Below are 20,539 nucleotides of genomic sequence, written 5' to 3'. Positions count from 1 at the left end.
TCAAACCCTTTACCTGAATAGGCTGAGTCACCTTAATCATATTTTCTCCGAAAACGGCATGACTAAACATTAAGTATCCAATTCAAATTTCGTTAATCATTTGGTTAAAACCAGATCAAATGGAGAACCTAATACTGAATGGAGGTGTTGATCATGACACATTTAAAATTATTCGCCTTAAAGTTTGTTGCGACTCTTATCGTCTTAGGTATCATCTTAAGCGCAGGGTTTGATGTATCATTTCAAAGCGTATTTTATATTACCCTTGTCTTAACTGTAGTTGCCTATCTGGTCGGCGATTTATTAATTTTGTCTAAAACGAATAACTCTGTAGCAACTTTTGCAGATTTCATTCTTGCCTTTGCAGTTATTTATTTTATGACAGATGCTCTGACCGTTGGTGATGATGTTTTAATGGCCACCGCAATATCAACAGTCTCACTGGTTATCTTTGAATACTTTTTCCACCAATCAGTCGCCAGAAGTTTAGATCATGAAAAAAAGACGAATAGCGCAGTCAATGAAAGAACGCATGTAACAAATCAATTTCAGACAGAGACTTCTTCAGAATTGTATCCTTCTGACACGGACAAAAAATAAAGAAACACCATGTCCTTTATAAACAGCTATCAGAAGTTTTGTCATGTAAAAGAACTTTAATACAATGCCAAAACGTCAAACCTGATGCTGCTTATGCTAAGAAACGCCAGTAGATACTCGGTGGTAAGTACTGTGAGATGTCTGCCATGATGCAATATCTGTTTCAAGGTTGGAATTGTCGTACAGAAGAGAATCCAGAGTCCTTACTCTGGATTTTTTACTTATAACGCATTTTAATAAGATCAAATGCACTTACTCGAAGACACGGTAGACTTTAGGGACAGAACCTTCCTCTACACTCCCCTACTCCTCCCGAAACAAATGATGCAAAATCCGATCTTTGTCTTCAAAGAACTGTTTGGTGATGGAGTAGTGCTGTGTTTCTTCTAATGCAGGTTCTGTGATTCCTTCCGGAGTGAGCTGAATGATTTTGGCTTGTGGATATGACATGATAATCGGGGAATGGGTGGATATGATGAATTGTGATCCCTGGTGAACCAGTTCATTGATTCTGGACAGCATCGACATCTGCCTTAATGGCGACAGGGCTGCTTCCGGCTCATCCATGATGTATAGACCCTTCCCTTGAAATCGCTCGATAAAAGCTGCGAAAAAGGATTCTCCATGAGACTGCTTATGCAGTGACTTCCCTCCATAAGAATCAATAATCCTCGGACCAAATGACTGCTCCCGATCTAAATGTTCAATATTCGTGGCAACATTGTAAAACGTTTCAGCCCGAAAGAAAAAATGATCCTTCGCCCGGTTCACTCCTTTTTTCAAACGAAGATATTCATCCAAATTCGAGTGGGAATCATAGTTCGAAAAATTAAAGTTCAGCGTACCTCCCTCAGGATTAAATCCAAAAGCAATCGCAATCCCCTCAAGCAGCGTCGACTTCCCCATCCCGTTTTCACCAACAATATACGTCACGTTCGGGTGAAACAGTAACTCATCCAAATTCCGAATCACCGGCAAATTTAGCGGAAACTCATCAAAAGAAGGAATCTCATCACGCTTTAAGTAAACGGATCTTATGTATTGAGAATCATAACTTAACTTTGGCAAAAAGATCCCTCCCAGAATAATAGGTTAAGGCATTGTATTCTTTTACTTACCTCAAGCCCCATCCTCAAAATCATTATTCTCTTCAACGTATTCTCTGGCATCCTTCACTTCTTCAAATGCCTCAAGTAATCGTTCGTGAATGTCCAGTGCTTCTTCCTGTGTTTGTGCCTGCAAGAAGGACTGGTTAATCACCTGAAGATCGATGTTCACTTCTGAATAAGTTTGATCAAAATTTTCAATTGACTTAAACATATAGGTAGCTACGTTTGACACATTTAAATACTCAGTTCCTACTACATTGTATCTTGCCAATGCCTCTTCGAAATTTTCAGCTTCCAAAACCCGCTCCTGCTCGGCAATATCTGCTTCAATCCCTTCGACTACAAACATCATCGTGTTTGATAAGTTATAAATGTCAATCTCACGCTCTTGATGCTGGTTATACTTCTCAACGCCAAGTACGATGAGCAGCAACACAATGATCATACTTGAAATAATTAATTTTCCTTTTGATTTCATAAGATTTTAAGACCTGGTTTCCCGGCCTAATCCCCCTTCACTTTTTTAATAAATGCTTCTAATCCGTTTTTCGGTATACTCAATATCGTCCAAGCGTCATCCTTGATCTGCTTTCCTAAAAACAATATCTGGCCCACATGATAACTGATATGAGACAGCTCCGTCTGGATTGCCTGTAAAACCGTGATGGGCTGCCCTCTTAAAGTGACGGTTTTCTCCAGGTCATCCGCTTCAAGACACTCGATTGTTTCAAAAAGCAAACGCCAGCCGCTTTCCCACCTTTCTATCAAGATACCGGCCCGATCACCTTCAATCACAAACTCCATATCCCGATTTCTACATTCCTTTTCACCATCACTCGTCAGAAAATCGAGCCAGCGCGAATGCATATTACCACTTAAATGCTTCATTAAAATAGCAATACTATTCAATTCCTCACCCGGTTTCCAGAACCATTCCTCTTCAGATAATTGGTCAATACCCTGATCTGCACGGGTTTTCAGATGTTTATACTGCACCAATATGTACTTAAGATATTTCTCTTCTAAATGACTCATGGACGTCCTCCGATTTTATCATATTGGAAATTAAAATAGACCTTGTGATTCAAATTACTGCATTTAGTTTTGTATCCTCACACAATTACGATTCTAAACTTACGTATTCAATTTTCATTCGAGACATCATCATGATGACAAAGTTCACAATAGAGAATCCTTAATGTTGTTTGTTCTCTATAGATTTCACTTATGATAAACTAATATTAACATATATTTCTAAATGGAAATTGCGATCTTCTGTCATATATCATGGCTGAAAAAACGGTTTTGAAGGAGGACAACATGCTTTTCATGTTAATCGTCAAAGCTTCAAAAAATTCCGAGGCCGGTCACCTTCCAAGTCAGGAGCTGATGGATGCCATGGATCAATTTAATCAGGAACTCGTCTATGCTGGCGTACGCGTTATGGCGAAAGGCCTTCACCCAAGCTCGAATGGTATGCGCCTATCTTATCCGGTTCCAGATGAAAAACCAGTTGTGACTCACGGACCTTTTGCAGATACTGAAAATGTAGTGGCGGGGTTTATCTTAATTGATGTTCAATCGAATGGGCAATGAAAATGCCGGATCCTCAAGGATTTGGTGAAGGGCAGATTGAGCTGCGGCAGGTTTTTGAATGATTGATACTTGCTTGCCTAAAGTATTTTTTGAATCTGTTTTTTATAAAATGACAGGTTATTAGAAAACCAATTTTTAAGATATATCAATACATTTACTTGTTTATGAAACCTCATAAACATTTGTCTGCATACTTTGTAAAGGGGTTGATTGCTTTGAAAAAAATAAAGATCACATATGTTCTAAACACGATTTTCAGCGGCTTAATCGCTATACTAATCTCTACTTTTTTTGCAGGAGGTACGATAGCAGAGAACTACACGGATGAGACTTGGGTGGCCCCTGAATTTTTTGTGATTTTACCTCTTTGGGCTTTAGGATTTTTACTGGGGTTATTTATTTTTAGAAGCAAGAAGCCTAAGGTATTTTTGTTATTCTCCATTTTTATTACGTGGTTTTCTATTCCGTTTGGCGTTCAGTTGGGGTTTAATCTAGCTTTATAGGATACCCGTGTTTTGAATAGAAAGGAAACCCCTGGTCTGTTAATAGAAAGTTGTCTGTAAGATAAGATACCAATATCCAATGATTGGTGTTGGAGAGGGTTGGGAGTTAGTCTATGAGGAACGGGTAGTTATTTAAGGAGGTATTTAATTGAAACCGGAAAAAGCAAAAGTTCTTATACTTGGAAGTTTTCATATGTCTGAATTTGAGGGGCTAAACTCAGACATAAGACAAAGGGAAATAGAGGAATTAGTATCTAAACTAGAGAAGTTCAAACCGACGAAGATTGCAGTTGAAATGGTCCCAGAAGGCAGTAAAAAATGTAATGAAAAATATAAAAATTATAAACTGGGTACGTATGAACTACAAATGAATGAAATATATCAAGTAGGCTTTCGGTTAGGTTTACAGCTGGGCCACGAGCAGATTTATCCGATTGATTGGATGGGTAAATCAGATATGGATTATGGAGAAGTTGAGAGTTGGGCAAAGGACAATCAGCCAGAACTTTTAAGTGAAATATACCAAGGCTTTGAATACCCTGAATTATTAGAGGGAAAAAGTATAATAGACTTTTACAAAGAGTTAAACGCTCCTACTCTACTTAACAAGTTGCATAAAATATATGTAAATATAGCACGCATTGGCGATGTTAATCATTACGTCGGTATGAACTGGTTAAGTTGGTGGTATAAAAGGAATTTAATCATGTTTGGTAACTTAACTCGTCTTATTGATTCTAATGAAGAGCGTATTCTATTTATAGTAGGTAATTCGCATTCTGCTATTGTTACAAAGTTTATTGAAGAAAGTGAAGTATGTGAGGTCGTCCAACCACTAAGTTACCTACAATAAAAAATTCTTTTCACTGGACAAACATTTCATCATTGGAAGTTAAAATTCTTTGATATATAAATATACTACTATTAAATACATAGCTTTTATGTCAAATACAACTGAATTTATTTCTACATTCGAATGATTCAAAACATACGTCTCCACGTTTGAGGTGAAATTTTAATGTATGCAGATTTACATATTCACTCACACTATTCCGATAGTACCCGTTCCCCTGAAGAAATTGTCAAGAAAGCAAAAGAGCTTGGCATTGACTTATTATGTGTAAGCGACCACAACACAACTGCAGCTTATAACGAGCTTATACCTTTGTGTAAAGCGAACCAAATCAAATTAATTCGAGGAGCTGAAATCTCTACTTCGTTTGAAGATAAAGAATTCCATATTCTCGCTTATGACTTCAATTTTGAAAATAAAGAGCTCATTGATATTTGTAAACAATGTGAGACGGTTTATGCTGACATCGATGTAGAATTGATAAAAAAGATGAGTGTTGACTATAAGGAAATAAGTATAGAGGAATTCAATTCTTACAATCGAAATCTAAAAAACGGTGGATGGAAAGGTATTGACTACCTAAAGACCAAAAACTTAGTTAAGGATGTTCCTAGTTTTTTCAAGCTCATAAGTGATAATAATATTAAAGCCAAAAATTCATTTCCATCAATTGAATATGTAATAAATGTGATACATAAGGCACATGGTAAAGCAGTTGTTGCCCATATTGGTGAGACAATGAAAAATAATCTTTTTGAAATAGAACCTCGTTTAAATACACTTAAAAGCATGGGTGCAGATGGCTTTGAATGTTATTACACAACGCATTCAGAAGAAACAACAAATGCCCTTATAGACTTTTGTCAAAAGAATAATATGTTAATAACCATTGGTAATGATGACCACGGCGGATTTAACAATAGGTCAAATATTATGTATGAAATGGGTGCAGTTAAAGTTGATTTTAGTAAGTTGAATTTGAAAGGTATTGAGATTTTGGGTTAACAACTATAATTATTATTTATGTACTCACAAAACATAGGTCCCCGTGTTTCCCAATCTTCTCATTCGCAAGTAAATGATCTTTTCAACTCAGCTCAAAACCCCCGCTTTTCATCCAGGCAGGGGTTTTAATCATTCCATATTCAAAATACGTGTACCGCTAAACCAAGATCCCCAAATTCTTTTCGCCAATCGAATGATTCAAAATATACGTCCCCACGCCTCACTCTCCACCAACCGATCCGCAATCCCCCGGTTCACTTCAACCTGCCCGCCAAGAGAATTAAAGCCGCTGCAAGCACGAATGGTCAACGTCAGCATCTCTTCACGCTTTTCACCATCACAAACATTGCAGACGAGCACACGCGAAATCCTCTCAGCATCCCATATTGCACTTTCTAAATACGATCTCGTCAAATCCATTTTCATCGTTTCTTTTTCTTCTCCGTTTTTCAATACGGCTTTTTGCGTTCTGAGCACTGCTGATTCTGCAGCAAATAGTGTTATCGCAAGGTCCGCCAGATTCATCAGCACTTCCTGCTCATTTACTAAGGTTTCACCGTACTTTTCATATACTAGTCCCGCATTAACTAAGAACAGATTTCGGATCGTTTCAACTGCCGCCCGCTCCTGTGCCAGGCTGCCTTCAACACGTGAAGGGTTACGAAGCGCTCTGAAAGCCGCCTGCACCTTACTTGCCAGGTCCACTTCCCCCTTCATTACTTTCCGGAAAAGATGAGTCGGGATGAGCAGGCGGTTGATTTCGTTTGTACCTTCGAAAATCCGGTTGATTCTTGAATCACGGTACATCTGTTCAATGCCGTATTCTTTAATGAATCCGGCACCGCCGTGCAGCTGCAGCGCTTCATCGACGACATAATCGAGCGTTTCTGAGCCAAACACTTTACAAACTGCACACTCCACCGCATATTCTCCCATCTGCTGGCCGATCAGTTTGCGGTCGGATGACGTTGCCAGATTACCGAGCGCGTCCTCGATCAGGCTGGCTGTCCGGTATTGCAGTGATTCTGCTGCGTAAATGCGGGCAGCCATCCACGCTAACTTTTGCTTTGTGGCAGGGAATTCAGCAATCGCCCGTTTAAACTGCTTGCGCTCTTTTACAAAGGAGATCGTTTTCTTTAAAGCGGTTTTTGATACCCCTGCCCCTGCAGATCCGAGATTGAAACGACCGAGGTTCAGCACGTTCAGTGCAATCACGTGTCCTCTGCCGACTTCCCCTAACAGGTTTTCAACCGGCACAAAGCAATCTTCCAAAATCACGGACCGGGTAGATGAGCCCTTTATCCCCATTTTCTGTTCCTCTGGCCCAAGTGATAAGCCCTTAAAATCTTTCTCCACAATAAACGCAGTAAAGTGCTGGCCATCCACTTTTGCATACACGATAAAGGTGTCTGAAAACACCGCGTTCGTAATATAAATTTTCGTTCCATTTAATACATAATGGGTACCTTCGTCATTCAGCACAGCAGTCGTTTGAGCAGACAGTGCATCTGAGCCTGCATTCGGTTCTGTTAAGCAATACGCGCCGATCCATTCTCCTGAAGCGAGCTTTGGCAAATACTTTTTCTTTTGCTCATCTGTCCCAAAATACGTAATAGGCAGCGTTGCGATACACGTATTGTTGGAATGCGCGACACCATAACCTCCTGCAGAACCAATCATTTCACCAACGATTCCCTTGCTGATTTTATCAAGCCCCAGCCCGCCATACTGCTCGGGAATGCTGTGAGCGAGGAGACCGAGATCCCCCGCTTTTCGCATTAGCTCCGGCACAAGTTCAAATTCCTGCTGCTCAATCCGCTCCACATAAGGCGCCACTTCTTTTTCGATAAACTGTTTGGCTGTCGCACCGATCATTCGATGCTCATCAGTAAAATCCTCCGGCGTAAAGATCTCTTCAGGATCAAGCGCTGCATACAAAAAGCTCGCTCCCCTATGTAACACAGTTCGTTTTTCCATTTCAAAAACCTCCCCTGAATGGTCAGATTAGTCTTCGATCACACTTGCTGCATGGACGAGTAACGTTTTAACAAACTGATCAAAATGAGCAAAACGCGCATCGTTTGTCTGTCCTTTTCGATAGCGGAAATAAATCTGCTGGCAAATGACCGCAAGCTTGAAGTACGCAAACGTCAAGTAAAAGTCCATATCTGATACGTCACGACCGCTTTTCGTCGCATACGCTTCAATAAATTCCTGCCGACTCATGAATCCTTCCGTAATCGTCACTGAAGGTTTTCCTAATCCGAACTTTAACAATTTCGGATCATCGTGCTGAATCCAGTAGCTCATCGCCGCTCCAAGGTCAGCCAGAGGATCTCCAACCGTTGACATCTCCCAGTCAAACAGTCCGATCATTTCCTTCAGATCCCCGCTGAACATCGCATTGTTCAATTTATAATCATAGTGAATCACCGTTGGCGGCTGGCTTTTTGGCATATTCGCCGTCATCCACACCTTCAGCCTCTCCGCTTCAGGTATGTCATCTGTTTTCGCACGCCCATACCTCCCGATCCAGCCGTGCACCTGTCTTTCCATAAAGCCGTCGGGGTTACTGATCTCAACAAGACCCGTTTTCTTATAATCAATCGCGTGCAGCTCCACCAGCCAGTCGACCATCGTCTGTGAAAGCCCGCGACAAATCTCCGGGGTCACGGCCAACCCTTCCGGAAATGACGTATCGAGCACGATACCGCGTTTACGCTCCATGATAAAAAACGGACTGCCCACAACGGATTCGTCGTCCGAAAAAAGAATCGGCTCAGGTGCAGGTGAAAAATGCGAATGTAGCGCTGATAAAATCTTAAACTCCCGGTTCATATCATGCGCTTTCGGTGCAACCGGTCCTAACGGCGGCCGTCTGAGCACCGCCTCCCAATCCCCAATCTCAAGCTGATACGTTAAATTCGAATGTCCTGCCCAAAACTGTTCGACCGTCAGATGTCCATCCGGTAAATCAGTCAGGTTACGCCTTAAAAAAGTTTCGAGGGTGCGAAGGTCGAGCCCTTCTCCTTCTTTTACCGCGATCGTATCCGCCTGCTTCATACCCGCTCACCCTCAGCGATCAAATGCTGCTCAAGCTCACGCCTCATATCATCCGGGATCGCCGCACTTCTCTGATTGGCAAAGTCAAAATACACAACGACTGCTGTTCCTTCAGCAATTAACGTCCGCGTCTGTGCGCACGTAACACGGTGTTCAAGCTGAAAGCTTTTTGTGCCAATGCGGGAAATATAGCTTTCGACTTTGAGCTTCTGGTCAAAATATCCCTGACTCTTAAACTCACATTTCGTTGAGGCAATAATAAAGCGCCAGTCCTCCACGTTCATGCTGTAGCCTAGTGAGGCGATAAACTGTACCCTGGCTTCTTCGAAATAAATAAAATAACTCGTATTGTTTACATGACCCAATGCATCTGTCTCACAAAACCGAACCGTCACTTCATTTACATACATGCCACTCAACCCCTTATCCTTTAGTCACTGTTGCTTTCGAATAGTCATACCAGCCCTTGCCTGTCTTACGGCCGAGCTCCCCTTTGTCCACTTTTTCAAGCACGCTCTGAAACGGCTTGTCCTCAGGGTCACCAGTTTCCTGATAGCGCTGCTCCATCACAAACTTTGCGACATCAAGCCCTGATAAATCCATCAGCTCGAACGGACCAATCGGGTGATTTAAGGCTTTTTTACAAATGAGATCGATGTCTTTAAAATCCGCGATCCCCTGTTCATACAGCGACATCGCTTCTTTTTGCAGTGCGCCAAGAAGACGGTTAGCAACAAATCCTGAAATCTCTTTTGTTAAAAGTATGGCGGTCCTGTTAATGACACGGCATACCTCCATCGCAAGGGCAGCCGTTTCATCACTCGTCGCCTCACTTTTCACAACCTCCACACAGTCCATCACAAGTGGCGGGAAAAAGAAATGCATGTTAACGACTTTATCCGGACGCTTTGTCACATCTGCAATCAGGCTGTTGACGATGGTTGAGCTGTTCGTTGCAAATACGGTATGAGCCGGCGCACATGCTTCAAGATGCCTGAATACTTCTCTTTTCACATCGAGCTTTTCTGTCACGGCTTCAATCACCAGGTCTGCCTGCTGCACCGCTTCTTCAAGATCATTTGAAAAACGCAAAAGGTGAAACGCTTTCATTTTATCGTTCTCTGGAATCTTCCCTTTTGTCACCCAGCGATCCATAATGGTGTGAAGCTTGAATTCCGCCTCCTGTAATGCCTGCTCATTAATATCCTGAATCACTGTTTCGTATCCCCCGAGTGCACACAGCATGCCAATCTGATGCCCCATACTGCCTGAACCAATCACCGTCACCTGTTTCACTTCGTTCATTCCTTTTCCTCCTTCGTACTAACCGGTTGGTATGTTGATTGTCGTAAAAAAGGAGAGATGCCTCTCCTACAGCTCCATTCCTTTCAGCAGCATATCCGTAAAAATACGGGCCACTTCTTCCTCAGACAGATCACCTTCAGGATTAAACCACTGATAGCTCCAGTTCGCCATGCCAAGCACCCCAAATGTCGCAATCGGCGGATTTAAGTCCGGACGGAATTCCCCCTGATCAATGCCCTGCTGTAAAAGTGTCTCAATCGTTACGCGGAACTGATCCCGCTTTGGAATAATCTGAGCAAGCCGCTCTTCATTCAGGTTCCGCATTTCCCTGAAAAAAACCTTCGCACTGGCCCCTTGCGTCTTAATATTACTGATCAGCATATGCACCATGTCATACAGCTTCGTTTTACAATTTTTCGATTCATCCTTCATAATACGCTCCTGCTGCGCCAGCAGATCATCAATATAGCGCAGCTGAATATCCATCAGCAGCTCTTCTTTACTCGAAAAATAATAATAAAACGTCCCCTTCGTCACACCATTGGCTTCCACAATATCCTGAATCGACGTTTCACTAAAACCCTTCTTCTCAAATAATCGTATGCTTTGTTCCGTAATTTTTTCCTTCACTGTCTTCACGCCTCTGTTTTTAAAAGTATGGCTAAAATTATACCATATCGCCCTTCCTACATCGCATGCGTGCCGCCATCGACAATCAGCACATCCCCTGTTACATAAGCAGATGCTTTCGAAGCAAGAAACAGCGCAGCACCTTTTAAATCATGATCCGAACCAAAGCGCTTCAAAGGCGTCACCTCTAAAATCGGGTCCTTCCCCTGATCAATAATCGCCTTTGACATTTTCGTCGGGAAAAAGCCCGGTGCGATCGCATTGACATTAATATTATGCTGTCCCCATTTAACCGCCATGTCCTTCGTCATCGTAATAACAGCACCTTTACTTGTGTTGTAGCCGATCGTATCCATCACCCTCGGATCCGTCCCGCCAAGTCCCGCGACTGAAGCAATGTTAATAATCTTCCCGGACTTCTGCTCGATCATTTTTCTCCCTGCCGCCTGGCTCATTAAAAACGTTCCCGTCACATTGACATCCATCACCTTCTGCCACGCTTCAAGCGGCATCTCTTCTGCACGGGCGCCCCACGTTGCCCCGCTGTTATTCACCAAAATATCAATCGAACCAAACGTCTGAACCGTTTCCTCAATGACACGCTCCACATCAGCCGGATTCGAAATATCGCATTGCAGCGCAAGCGTCCGTACCCCGAGCTGCGCCAGGCGATCCGCTACTTCCTGGCAAGCTTCAAGCTTTCTTGAACAAATCACCACATTCGCTCCGGCCTCCGCAAACCCTTCAGCGATCTGCTCCCCAAGTCCGCGTCCACCACCTGTCACAAGCGCTGTCTTTCCTGTCAGATCAAATAATTCAAGCACCTTCATTTGTCATTCCTCCCATTCCCCTCATATTTTTGCAGCTCAAGTCTGCCAATCTGCGCGCGGTGCACCTCATCCGGCCCATCCGCGAGCCGAAGCGTCCTAGCACTCGCCCAATGTGCAGCCAGCGGAAAATCCTCTGATACCCCCCCTGCACCGAACGCCTGGATCGCCCGGTCAATGACTTTCAGCGCCATCGAAGGTGCAACGACCTTTATCATCGCAATTTCTGCTTTCGCCACTTTGTTTCCGACTGTATCCATCATATAGGCAGCCTTCAGCGTCAGAAGTCTCGCCTGCTCAATCTCAATCCGCGAATCCGCAATCCATTCCCGGATCACACCCTGACTGGCAAGCGGTTTGCCAAATGCCTGACGATCCAGCACGCGTTCACACAATTCCTCAAGTGCTCGCTCCGCTGCCCCGATCAGCCTCATACAGTGATGAATTCTGCCAGGACCAAGCCGCCCCTGGGCAATCGCAAACCCTTTTCCCTCACCTAAAATCATATTGCCTGCAGGTACCCGGACATGATCAAAGGTGATTTCTCCGTGACCATGCGGTGCATGATCATATCCAAACACCGGAAGCATCCGCTCAATCGTCACACCCGGCGTATCAAGCGGCACGAGAATCATCGACTGCTGTTCATACCGGCCTGCCTCCGGATCCGTCTTCCCCATTACAATGCCAATCTTACACCGTGGATCCCCGGCACCGGATGACCACCATTTACGCCCGTTAATCACATACTCATCGCCATCCCGCTCAATCCGCGCTTCAATATTTGTCGCATCAGAAGACGCCACATCAGGCTCCGTCATCGAAAAACACGAGCGGATCTCCCCGGCAAGGAGCGGCTTCAGCCACTTCTCCTTCTGCTCATCAGTCCCGTACCGCACCAAAACCTCCATATTCCCCGTATCCGGCGCATTACAATTAAACACCTCAGGCCCAATCATCGACCGCCCCATAATCTCACAAAGCGGCGCATACTCCACATTACTGAGCCCTGCCCCGTACTCACTCTCCGGCAAAAACAAATTCCACAACCCTTCAGCCTTTGCCTTCTCCTTCAATTCCTCCATGATCGGCGGCACGGTATCCCAACGGCTATTCCCCTCACTCACCTGCCGCTCATACACCGCTTCGTTCGGATACACATGCTCCTCCATAAATGCGGTGAGCCTCTTCTCAAGATCTACCACCTTAGCAGAATACGAAAAATCCATACGTCCATCCCCTTATCCATTTACTAACTGACCGGTCGGTATGTATGGTTTTAGTATAACGGATTTCAAGTGATAATCAACTGGATTATTGTTTTATTAACCATGCACTCGCTACATACTTAGCTGTGAACTTATACAGACACTTAAAAATTGAAAATAAATTTGCAATATTAAAATCAAAACAGCTATTGACATACAATTCTTTATCTTGTAAATTTTACTTGTGCACATTATTAAAGAATATTCTTAACCTTTATACTTTGAATAGTAAAAAACGTAGACAAAATGACACTTCCAAATGAAAATCTACATGAACAATGAGATCGCGGAGACTATCAAAATAAAAAATTAGCAGAGACTGAACTAACTAAAAAAGAAAATGCGATAATAAGAAGAAGAATAAAAATTTAACTGAGTGTCTATACCAATAATCGAAATTAAAATAGTTCAATTTATAAATTGGTGTAAGGCCTTATACCTCCATTAACTAGTGAGGAGGTAATTATCATGCATAAACATAATAATTGCGACAAGAATATAAGAGAAAATATTTCGCTTATATTTCAAGCAATGACTTTCGTCGTTGTTTTAATAAGCGCTCTGAAAGTTATTTTGTAAACTTTTTTTACAATACTTTTCGAGCAAAAAATCCTGTTACTCTTCTAGAGTGTAACAGGATTTTTTATTAAAACTAGATTCTGTTTGTAGAGTGCAATCAAAATCAATAAATTAATGTGAAGTCTAATTTTTTCGAACTGCATTTAATTTATTCTTTTTTAGCTACCTTAACCTTCTGATTAAACCTGTTAGTACATATACTTTAGCTTTCATGATTCTCGATGTTGCTTTTAGTTGAGTATCATCATTAATGGCTAGTGATAGGTTGATGTACCAAGTAGCTTACCTAACACAAGAACTTAAAGTCGCACCTCGACCTTTAGAGCTCTTCATCCCTGTTTCTCCTTCGCATTGACTGCCTCTAAGTCTTGAGATCGTCAGCAGATTCAAGGCTTGAAACCCTGATCATCCCAAAAAATCTCATACTCCTCAGAATAAGACTCTTTAAAACTCTATCAAGCCGCCTTCGAAACCTTCTCCACTCTCGAATACGTCCATTTTCTCCACACATATTCCATCGGCCCCTGGTTGTATCGCTTCAACAGCAGATGACTCAGCACAACCTGCAGGCTGTAGATGGCGATCGCAATGAGCACGCCCTGTGTTTTCGATACCTGACCAAATAATCCAAAGCCGTATCCGTTGAAGATGATCACTGCAATCACTGACTGCATTAAATAGTTGGTCAATGCCATCCGGCCGACTGACGCAAACGGCATGAGCATTTTTTCAACGGAAGCTTTTCTCGTCAATAAGACAATGACGGATACGTAAAACAGCATCATAAAAGGTCCGCCAATAGAGTTTAACCCTTCAGCAACAGATACCGTCAAGTAAGGCTCCCAGCCAAACGCATTGTAGCCAATTGCCACTGACAGCCCGACTAATGGTACCCCAATCGAAAGTCCAATCCACATGACTTTTTTCCAGCGATGCAGATTGTTTTCAATATCCGTGAACATGCCTGTCTTTCCGAAATAAAGTCCGATTAAAAAAAGCGGCAAAATCGTTGGTACGATTAATAACACCTGAAGCAAAATCGGTATGACTTCATTAGTAAACCGGAAAGCCAGAATTTCCCCAAAGCTTCCCTCTGCCATAACGGATGCAGCCAGAACAGACGTCGCATTCAGATTTTCCAGCGTGTCCATCTCCTGGCTGATCATAAATTGAATACTTACACTGCTTAAAAGCATCAGTCCCATCACTAGAAGTGGCCCAACGACAAGCAGCGAGATCACCCACACTTTAATGACTTTTGTTGAACGCTCAACAAAAAGCGGCAGCAAAAAGCCTGTAATCGCATATGTATGTAAAATATCTCCCGACCAGATAAAAATGAGATGTACGAGTCCGATCAGCAGCAAAAATACAAGTCGGCGTCTAAATAATTGCTTCGCCGGCAATCCGCGTTTCATCAGTCGGCTGTAAAAAATATAAAAGCCTAAACCAAATAACATTGAAAACATCGGGTAAAACTTCCCGTCCACAAAAAACGCCGTCAGCAGCGTCAGAGCCGCGTTCAGTCCGCCATCCGGCAGGCTGCTTCCTTCAATCATACTGCTGATCTCCGTAAAAGCAGGCGTCTTAAACGCAATCATATTCGCGATCAAAATGCCAAACAGCGCAAAGCCCCGGATGATATCCAGCGCATGGATCCGCTCTTTCATCGAAACCGAACTCATAGTGCCATCCTCCTAATTTTTTCATTTATATTAATTCATACTGGTTACAAATAAATATCCACAAGAACAGAAGTAATAAATGCTTCAACCAGAGCAGCAAGGAAAAATAAAGGAATAATAATTATGATATAACTCGTGATACTCTGCCCTAACATTTTAGTGATTTTCTCAGATTTTCTTTTTTTCAAAAATACCTTTTTTACAATATTTTTATTAATGTACGTACCAATTGCTACACTATAAAGAATAGGAATGATTTCAATGACTGCGTGAGGAATAAATGCGATCAGCATAGTTTGTAAAACATTATATTTCATAATAATCCCGTAACCGGCTATTATTCCAACAGATGCAAAAGAAAGCACCCCATAAACAAATGGAAGTCCATAGAGGGGAATAAACCCGCATAAGATTATCATCCCACCAACAAACAAATTATTTAATAAAATCGAGAAAAACGTTTGTACATTTGTCATTTCTTTATTGTTTTCATCCAACATTTGTTCAGCGATGGTATTCGTTTGCTGCACAATAAAATCTTCAAAGTAAATTGCTGAAAAAAAGAAAGCCAAGGCAGTTATTATTCCTAAAACGAATACTGTCAACATACTCCTTTGATACGATTCTTTATATAATTGATGTTCCATGATAAGTTTTTCTCCTATTTTACCTAAACTCATTACTCTCCCCCATAATCATCAATTTGAGCTTCTTAGTTTATCCATTTTAAAATAGAGGCTTTAATCTCAAGATTCCTGCTTAAACTGATACGTTTTTACTAAGTAATAAGTTTCATTTAATGGAAATAAGATCGTTTTAATTACAAGTAACATGTTTATTAGACAAAAAAATAGCACTATTAGTTTAAGTGCTATCACCAAAATATGAGTATTCAATTAGATATACTTTTCGCTTGAAGAAAGAATTCTAAAATTTCAGAGCGGATCATTTTAATCAGATGTTGAAAGCGAAACTCTATACAATTTATCATCATTCTCTCCAGTATTCCCTCTGCCATCCGTGTTATTGCTGACAAAGTAAAGTGTATCCTCATCGATAATCAAATCCCGGATCCGGCCTAAACCTGAAACAAACGTGCGCTGTTCATTCGTTGCAGGATCAAATTCCAACACGGCCGTTCCTCTCAAAGACGCAACATAGATTTTCCCGTCGTAATACGCCATCCCGGACGGTGCCCAGGTGGAATCATCTCCGGACGTAAATAGCGGTGACACCATATCATCCCGCTCTTCATCACCTTCAATGATCGGCCATCCGTAATTCTGTCCGGCTTCAATCTCATTGATTTCATCATTCGAACTGTTGCCGTGCTCACTCGCATACATCGTGCCATCCGGCGACCAGGTCAGTCCTTGCGGATTCCGGTGACCATAGCTGTAAACATAGGAGTCCGGAAATGGATTGTCATAAGGAACGGAGCCATCTAAGTTCAACCTAAGGATCTTACCTCCAAGAGAATCGACCTCCTGCGCAAGATCCACCTCAGCCGCATCCCCTGCGGTCGCGTACAGCTTATCATCCGGCCCCATTTTCAGCCTGCCGCCATGATGCACATTCCCGCTCGGAATCTCATCCAGCAAAAGATCTTCCTCCGTCCAGACACCATCATCTAAACGCAGGGTAACGATCCGGTTGAATTGTCCGTCCCCATTTTCATACGTATAGTAGGCATACGCCATTTGTGATTCCTGAAAGTCAGGCGCAAGGACAAAGCCAAGCAGACCCGCTTCAGCCGCGGTTGCCAGTTCCTCTTTAAGCTCCACAGCCTGCCGTTCTTCCTGATCCCCTTCCACTTTCACAATGCTTCCGGTTCTTTCTGTGATATAAAACGTATCATCCTGATGGTCAATCGCCCATGGAATCTCCAAATTTTCCGCAACCGTCTCAATTTCCTGTTCAGACACTGCCCCTTCTGACATGTCACCCTGTCCGCTGCCCGAAGAACAGCCGGCGATGAACAGAACCGCAGTCAATGAGGTGAAGAAAGTCTTTTTCACGTCGGTTGAGCCCTCCTCTTTAAACGTTTGCTTTGTTATAAGCATACCTCACAATGTTGCGGGCATTCACTAAATAATCGTCCTTCACCACTCATCATTTGCTTTCTGGTTAATGTTAACAGTACGATAAGGTTGAATTATAAAACATTTCATTGGAGGAATTCTTATGAAGTATACGGTGATTACAGGCGCCAGCTCAGGCATTGGCTACGAATCAGCATTAGCATTTGCTTCACGGAATCAAAACGTCATTGTCATTGCCAGACGGGAGGACCAGCTACATAAGCTAAAGCAGGAAATCCACAACATCAATCCCGACCTGGACGTCGTCATTAAACCAGCCGACCTTTCAGAAAGTGAACATGTCCACGCCTTATACGAGAGTTTAAAAGAATACGATATTGAAACCTGGGTCAACAACGCAGGCTTCGGAAACAGCGCACCTATTACAGAACAGAATGTCCATAAGATTGAAAAGATGCTCCGCGTCAACATCGAAGCACTCACAACCCTTTCCACCCTTTACGCCCATGATTATGCCGAAAAGGAAGGCGCAACATTAATCAACGTCGGCTCTGATGTCGGCTACAGACTCGTTGCAAACGGCGTCTCATATGCGGCTACTAAATTTTATGTAACTGCCTTTACAGAAGGACTCGCCCAGGAGCTGCAGGATCAGGGCGCTCCTATGAAAGTAAAACTACTCGCACCAGCCATGACCGAAACCGAATTCGTCAAAACAGCCCGTGAAATAGATGAATTCAGCTACCGCGACAACGTACAAAAATACCACACCGCCAAAGAAATGGCCGAATTTATGCTGGAGCTCTATGATAGTGAAAAAGTCGTTGGCAAAGTAAACAGCGAAAGCTACGAATTTGAATTACTCGATCCAATCTATCCGTATACGTCGAGACGGAAGGCTGATTGAGGTTTTAGATCATTGTTAAAAAAGGTCAGCCGTTGATTGGCTGACCTTTTTATATTACTGGTGTGATCTAATTAATCAAACTTACTTTTCTCAAACCAGCCGAACGCAACCTCTGCCTGGATCATGTCATGATGATCAGGCGACACCAAAAAGATAATAAACGAACCACCCGGTGGAAAAATAAACTTCCCATCCTCATCACTGACCAGCGTACTCTGTGGCTGAACAATCCGCCTGAACGCCATGATCCCCTTCTTCGGAAACCCCTTCACACACTCAGCATATTCAATCTTCACCTCAGGCTCCGGCAGCGGACAAAGCGCCGTATTCGCCGGCGTCACATTGTTCGAAACCTGTGGCTTCCCCGGCACAACCGGATTAAACCAAATCTCCGCTTCAAACGGCTGATCAGAATGATTCGTAATCGTAAACGCATTCACAAACAAATCAACATCCGATCCCTCCGGATTCACCAAACCTCCCCACGCATTCCGTCCCTTCCCAAACAACACATGCTCCGTCTGCCCAACAAAATACCGCCCCTGCAACGACTGATACAACGGGTTCGGTATATTCACAACCTTTTTCAAATGATCGTGATCAAATGACGTCATTAAAACACTTTTCCTTTCTTGATTGGATTGTAGAAATTGGTCTACTGGATAGGGTATTCAGGAGGTGTAGGTTTGGGGTGGTTGGGTTTATTAGGGGTGCCGAAAAGGGTTTTGAGATTAAGCTATAAGTCCTTTTACGTGAAAAAAACTCCGACCATCTAAATAGATGATTGGAGCTTTTTTGCGCTTTAACGCTGTACCTTTAAACAGCCTATCGACTTTCGAATAAAACAAGATCTACGTCCCCATGTTCAAAAAAGGAAAACTACTTAACTGTTTTCTTCGGCAGAGTGATCATCTGCCCACACCTCCGAAGTCGTAGCATTCAGAGCTTCTTCAAACCCGTCATCTTCATACTCGTCCGGGTCCTCGCCACCAAAAACTTTATGATGAGCAATGCGCAGCTTCTCTTCTTCGACTTGGCGCTTAAACTTATCCGGGAACAGATCAAAGTACTGTGACAGCTTATCGAGGGCCTTCATCTAATCAGCCAGCTTAACAGCAATTCCGTCCTTGCCCTGCTTAATCTCTGTAATGATCGTACCATCCACTACATCAGAAGAATTGAAGTCAACGAAGTTTTCTTCCCGGGTGATCTGCTGACCGTTATCATCAATCAACGGGCCGAACGCTCCCATGACAGGCACTTCCATTCGCCCGAACGTGGCATAATCAGTGGCATCAGAAAAAGCGATCTTAATGTACTTATCAAGTACGTTCATAGCATCGATGAAGAAGCCCTGTCGCATGCTCTCTTTTATAGCCCGTATCTCTTTCGCAACCTTAGCATTCCTTAGTAATCGCGAACCTTCCACATGAGCACTGTCTGGAGCGTACCCGGCATTGATAGCAGCATTCGTTGCATTAAAGCTTTTAACGAAGTACAAACAAAAAAGCCTCTGCCTGTCAGTGAGATTGTCACCTTCAGGAGGGGCTTTTGGTTCTGTCTTAATTTCATGAACTGACTGCTCAATCTGTTTAGTAACGTTCCTTTTCGAATGAGTAACGTTCCCTTTAGCTACATCCAGTTGATCTTCCCATTTGTCCTGGCTTTTCCATTTCCGAATTTGTGTATCCAGAACGTCGAGTTTTACAGCAATGTCTTTTAATTTCATATCACCATTACTGTTTTTCCATAATTCAAATGCTTTATCTCTTTTTGGATTTCTCAGTCTGCCCATTTACACTTTCACCCACCTCCAATAAATAGAGACATTAATCATCAGATTTAATTAAGAAGTTATATAAACCCTCATTAGATTCTTTTGCAACTTCATCGAATATTTCTTTTACTCTCTCAGATCGAAGAGACTCGCCTTTTTCTATCTCCTCTTTGACTCTTCTCCATTCGGATTTTAATATTACATTTTGAAGAAATAGAATGTTTGATAGATCACTATTATAATGTTTGACATCATAATTTTTGTGATTAAGTTTACTTCGAACATCAAACATAAGCTCTATTAATTTTCTGGTTACCAATTCGTTCTCATTTAAGTAAAGTTGAGAAAATCTAATTTCTTTAAGAATGCTCCAACCTAGTCCCTCTAGATCAGGTGTTTTGTCAATTCGATATAAGTTACTATAATCAAAATGAGCTTTTGCTGTTTGTGAATTAAATTCTACGAAATGCTTCCGTATTGTGTTTATCCACTCGATTCTTTGAGCTGCGATGTGTTCTATAATTCTTTGTTTATCATTAGATTCAATATTCAGTTCCGCTATTTTTTCCGATAGTTGTAAGTTGTTTTTATCAGATTTCTTTTTTAAATTATTTGTCATAAAAGTGTTTAATATTGCAATAAGTGCTGCTAACGTTGCAACTCCTATTGATACCCATTCAGTCGCTCCCACGTAATTCCCCCTTTAACATCTAATTCGACGTAAAAGAAGAAAATCCTACATTTAAACAAAAGAACACCTATATTTCTGATTCAATCCTGTATATGCAAA

22 protein-coding genes and 2 pseudogenes are annotated in these 20,539 nt (G+C 42.3%); 7 read left to right on the top strand and 17 right to left on the bottom strand.

From position 1 onward, the window contains the following. Positions 1 to 153: 153 nt before the first annotated feature. Positions 154 to 600 (top strand): YndM family protein, encoded by a 447-nt coding sequence (locus H7968_RS15630; RefSeq protein WP_227397014.1) that lies wholly within the window; start codon positions 154 to 156, stop codon positions 598 to 600. A gap of 9 nt (positions 601 to 609) precedes the next feature. Continuing rightward, a pseudogene (locus H7968_RS18195) lies at positions 610 to 809 on the top strand (manganese catalase family protein); the annotation flags it as partial. A 94-nt stretch (positions 810 to 903) separates the two neighbouring features. On the opposite strand, the gene H7968_RS15620 reads toward H7968_RS18195, so the two are convergent. Genes H7968_RS15620 through H7968_RS15610 form a run of 3 tightly spaced genes read right to left on the bottom strand, consistent with a single transcriptional unit; the run spans position 904 to position 2,744 of the window. Further along, positions 904 to 1,668 (bottom strand): AAA family ATPase, encoded by a 765-nt coding sequence (locus H7968_RS15620; protein WP_227397013.1) that lies wholly within the window; start codon positions 1,666 to 1,668, stop codon positions 904 to 906. 51 nt (positions 1,669 to 1,719) lie between these two features. Beyond that, positions 1,720 to 2,187 carry a hypothetical protein gene (locus H7968_RS15615; RefSeq protein ID WP_227397012.1) on the bottom strand — a complete coding sequence of 156 codons (468 nt, stop codon included), beginning with the start codon at positions 2,185 to 2,187 and terminating at the stop codon, positions 1,720 to 1,722. A 26-nt stretch (positions 2,188 to 2,213) separates the two neighbouring features. Beyond that, positions 2,214 to 2,744 carry a DUF1572 family protein gene (locus H7968_RS15610; protein WP_227397011.1) on the bottom strand — a complete coding sequence of 177 codons (531 nt, stop codon included), beginning with the start codon at positions 2,742 to 2,744 and terminating at the stop codon, positions 2,214 to 2,216. 285 nt (positions 2,745 to 3,029) lie between these two features. Here H7968_RS15610 and H7968_RS15605 point away from each other — a divergent pair. From H7968_RS15605 to H7968_RS15590, 4 genes and pseudogenes are all read left to right on the top strand, one after another. Next, positions 3,030 to 3,367: pseudogene (locus H7968_RS15605) on the top strand (YciI family protein). A gap of 153 nt (positions 3,368 to 3,520) precedes the next feature. Further along, the gene (locus H7968_RS15600; RefSeq protein ID WP_227397010.1) at positions 3,521 to 3,808 is read left to right on the top strand and encodes a hypothetical protein; all 288 of its coding nucleotides are present in this window, start codon (positions 3,521 to 3,523) and stop codon (positions 3,806 to 3,808) included. Positions 3,809 to 3,956: 148 nt separating this feature from the next. Beyond that, positions 3,957 to 4,661: a DUF5694 domain-containing protein gene (locus H7968_RS15595; RefSeq protein ID WP_227397009.1), complete on the top strand. Its 705-nt coding sequence runs from the start codon at positions 3,957 to 3,959 to the stop codon at positions 4,659 to 4,661. Between the two features lie 165 nt (positions 4,662 to 4,826). Then, positions 4,827 to 5,666, top strand: a complete 840-nt coding sequence (locus tag H7968_RS15590; RefSeq protein ID WP_227397008.1) for a PHP domain-containing protein — start codon at positions 4,827 to 4,829, stop codon at positions 5,664 to 5,666. A 198-nt stretch (positions 5,667 to 5,864) separates the two neighbouring features. Here the strand turns inward: H7968_RS15590 and H7968_RS15585 are convergent, their stop codons facing one another. The 10 genes from H7968_RS15585 to H7968_RS15540 form a co-directional block, all read right to left on the bottom strand. Further along, positions 5,865 to 7,643: an acyl-CoA dehydrogenase family protein gene (locus tag H7968_RS15585; RefSeq protein WP_227397007.1), complete on the bottom strand. Its 1,779-nt coding sequence runs from the start codon at positions 7,641 to 7,643 to the stop codon at positions 5,865 to 5,867. A 27-nt stretch (positions 7,644 to 7,670) separates the two neighbouring features. Continuing rightward, entirely contained in the window at positions 7,671 to 8,729 is a 1,059-nt protein-coding gene (locus H7968_RS15580) for a phosphotransferase family protein (protein WP_227397006.1), read from the bottom strand. Next, the gene (locus H7968_RS15575; RefSeq protein WP_227397005.1) at positions 8,726 to 9,139 is read right to left on the bottom strand and encodes an acyl-CoA thioesterase; all 414 of its coding nucleotides are present in this window, start codon (positions 9,137 to 9,139) and stop codon (positions 8,726 to 8,728) included. Before H7968_RS15575 ends, H7968_RS15580 begins: the two co-directional genes overlap by 4 nt. A gap of 13 nt (positions 9,140 to 9,152) precedes the next feature. Continuing rightward, positions 9,153 to 10,034: a 3-hydroxyacyl-CoA dehydrogenase family protein gene (locus tag H7968_RS15570; RefSeq protein ID WP_227397004.1), complete on the bottom strand. Its 882-nt coding sequence runs from the start codon at positions 10,032 to 10,034 to the stop codon at positions 9,153 to 9,155. Between the two features lie 66 nt (positions 10,035 to 10,100). Beyond that, entirely contained in the window at positions 10,101 to 10,664 is a 564-nt protein-coding gene (locus tag H7968_RS15565; RefSeq protein ID WP_134376362.1) for a TetR/AcrR family transcriptional regulator, read from the bottom strand. 56 nt (positions 10,665 to 10,720) lie between these two features. Next, complete coding sequence (locus H7968_RS15560; RefSeq protein ID WP_227397003.1) at positions 10,721 to 11,494, bottom strand: SDR family oxidoreductase; 774 nt, start codon at positions 11,492 to 11,494, stop codon at positions 10,721 to 10,723. Then, positions 11,491 to 12,720, bottom strand: a complete 1,230-nt coding sequence (locus H7968_RS15555; RefSeq protein ID WP_227397002.1) for an acyl-CoA dehydrogenase — start codon at positions 12,718 to 12,720, stop codon at positions 11,491 to 11,493. Before H7968_RS15555 ends, H7968_RS15560 begins: the two co-directional genes overlap by 4 nt. Before the next feature lie 1,073 nt (positions 12,721 to 13,793). After that, positions 13,794 to 15,023, bottom strand: coding sequence for a DUF418 domain-containing protein (locus H7968_RS15550; protein WP_227397001.1), 1,230 nt, complete (start codon positions 15,021 to 15,023; stop codon positions 13,794 to 13,796). A 44-nt stretch (positions 15,024 to 15,067) separates the two neighbouring features. Continuing rightward, positions 15,068 to 15,703: a stage II sporulation protein M gene (locus H7968_RS15545; RefSeq protein WP_227397000.1), complete on the bottom strand. Its 636-nt coding sequence runs from the start codon at positions 15,701 to 15,703 to the stop codon at positions 15,068 to 15,070. Positions 15,704 to 15,973: 270 nt separating this feature from the next. Beyond that, on the bottom strand, positions 15,974 to 17,041 hold the full coding sequence (locus H7968_RS15540; RefSeq protein WP_406566422.1) for a PQQ-dependent sugar dehydrogenase: 1,068 nt from the start codon (positions 17,039 to 17,041) through the stop codon (positions 15,974 to 15,976). Between the two features lie 166 nt (positions 17,042 to 17,207). On the opposite strand from H7968_RS15540, the gene H7968_RS15535 reads away from it, so the two are divergent. Next, positions 17,208 to 17,972 carry an SDR family NAD(P)-dependent oxidoreductase gene (locus H7968_RS15535; RefSeq protein WP_227396999.1) on the top strand — a complete coding sequence of 255 codons (765 nt, stop codon included), beginning with the start codon at positions 17,208 to 17,210 and terminating at the stop codon, positions 17,970 to 17,972. 71 nt (positions 17,973 to 18,043) lie between these two features. On the opposite strand, the gene H7968_RS15530 is transcribed toward H7968_RS15535, so the two are convergent. The 4 genes from H7968_RS15530 to H7968_RS15520 all read right to left on the bottom strand — a co-directional run bounded on the left by H7968_RS15530 (position 18,044) and on the right by H7968_RS15520 (position 20,440). Continuing rightward, complete coding sequence (locus H7968_RS15530; protein ID WP_227396998.1) at positions 18,044 to 18,586, bottom strand: DUF6143 family protein; 543 nt, start codon at positions 18,584 to 18,586, stop codon at positions 18,044 to 18,046. A gap of 269 nt (positions 18,587 to 18,855) precedes the next feature. Then, positions 18,856 to 19,068 carry a hypothetical protein gene (locus tag H7968_RS18115; protein ID WP_319799509.1) on the bottom strand — a complete coding sequence of 71 codons (213 nt, stop codon included), beginning with the start codon at positions 19,066 to 19,068 and terminating at the stop codon, positions 18,856 to 18,858. After that, positions 19,069 to 19,767 carry a terminase small subunit gene (locus H7968_RS15525; protein WP_319799508.1) on the bottom strand — a complete coding sequence of 233 codons (699 nt, stop codon included), beginning with the start codon at positions 19,765 to 19,767 and terminating at the stop codon, positions 19,069 to 19,071. A 34-nt stretch (positions 19,768 to 19,801) separates the two neighbouring features. Then, on the bottom strand, positions 19,802 to 20,440 hold the full coding sequence (locus H7968_RS15520) for a hypothetical protein (protein ID WP_227396997.1): 639 nt from the start codon (positions 20,438 to 20,440) through the stop codon (positions 19,802 to 19,804). Between the last annotated feature and the right edge of the window lie 99 nt (positions 20,441 to 20,539).

It is taken from the genome of Jeotgalibacillus aurantiacus (assembly GCF_020595125.1).
Lineage (GTDB): Bacteria > Bacillota > Bacilli > Bacillales > Jeotgalibacillaceae > Jeotgalibacillus > Jeotgalibacillus aurantiacus.
This window is presented reverse-complemented; position numbering and strand designations above follow the sequence as displayed.

Excerpts from the sequence above, each read along its gene's own strand:
- H7968_RS15630 (WP_227397014.1), top strand. The coding sequence starts at position 154 with ATGACACATTTAAAATTATTCGCCTTAAAGTTTGTTGCGACTCTTATC.
- H7968_RS15615 (WP_227397012.1), bottom strand. The coding sequence starts at position 2,187 with ATGAAATCAAAAGGAAAATTAATTATTTCAAGTATGATCATTGTGTTG.
- H7968_RS15610 (WP_227397011.1), bottom strand. The coding sequence starts at position 2,744 with ATGAGTCATTTAGAAGAGAAATATCTTAAGTACATATTGGTGCAGTAT.
- H7968_RS15590 (WP_227397008.1), top strand. The coding sequence starts at position 4,827 with ATGTATGCAGATTTACATATTCACTCACACTATTCCGATAGTACCCGT.
- H7968_RS15585 (WP_227397007.1), bottom strand. The coding sequence starts at position 7,643 with ATGGAAAAACGAACTGTGTTACATAGGGGAGCGAGCTTTTTGTATGCA.
- H7968_RS15580 (WP_227397006.1), bottom strand. The coding sequence starts at position 8,729 with ATGAAGCAGGCGGATACGATCGCGGTAAAAGAAGGAGAAGGGCTCGAC.
- H7968_RS15575 (WP_227397005.1), bottom strand. The coding sequence starts at position 9,139 with ATGTATGTAAATGAAGTGACGGTTCGGTTTTGTGAGACAGATGCATTG.
- H7968_RS15570 (WP_227397004.1), bottom strand. The coding sequence starts at position 10,034 with ATGAACGAAGTGAAACAGGTGACGGTGATTGGTTCAGGCAGTATGGGG.
- H7968_RS15560 (WP_227397003.1), bottom strand. The coding sequence starts at position 11,494 with ATGAAGGTGCTTGAATTATTTGATCTGACAGGAAAGACAGCGCTTGTG.
- H7968_RS15555 (WP_227397002.1), bottom strand. The coding sequence starts at position 12,720 with ATGGATTTTTCGTATTCTGCTAAGGTGGTAGATCTTGAGAAGAGGCTC.
- H7968_RS15550 (WP_227397001.1), bottom strand. The coding sequence starts at position 15,023 with ATGAGTTCGGTTTCGATGAAAGAGCGGATCCATGCGCTGGATATCATC.
- H7968_RS15545 (WP_227397000.1), bottom strand. The coding sequence starts at position 15,703 with ATGAGTTTAGGTAAAATAGGAGAAAAACTTATCATGGAACATCAATTA.
- H7968_RS15535 (WP_227396999.1), top strand. The coding sequence starts at position 17,208 with ATGAAGTATACGGTGATTACAGGCGCCAGCTCAGGCATTGGCTACGAA.
- H7968_RS15530 (WP_227396998.1), bottom strand. The coding sequence starts at position 18,586 with ATGACGTCATTTGATCACGATCATTTGAAAAAGGTTGTGAATATACCG.
- H7968_RS18115 (WP_319799509.1), bottom strand. The coding sequence starts at position 19,068 with ATGAAGGCCCTCGATAAGCTGTCACAGTACTTTGATCTGTTCCCGGAT.
- H7968_RS15525 (WP_319799508.1), bottom strand. The coding sequence starts at position 19,767 with ATGGGCAGACTGAGAAATCCAAAAAGAGATAAAGCATTTGAATTATGG.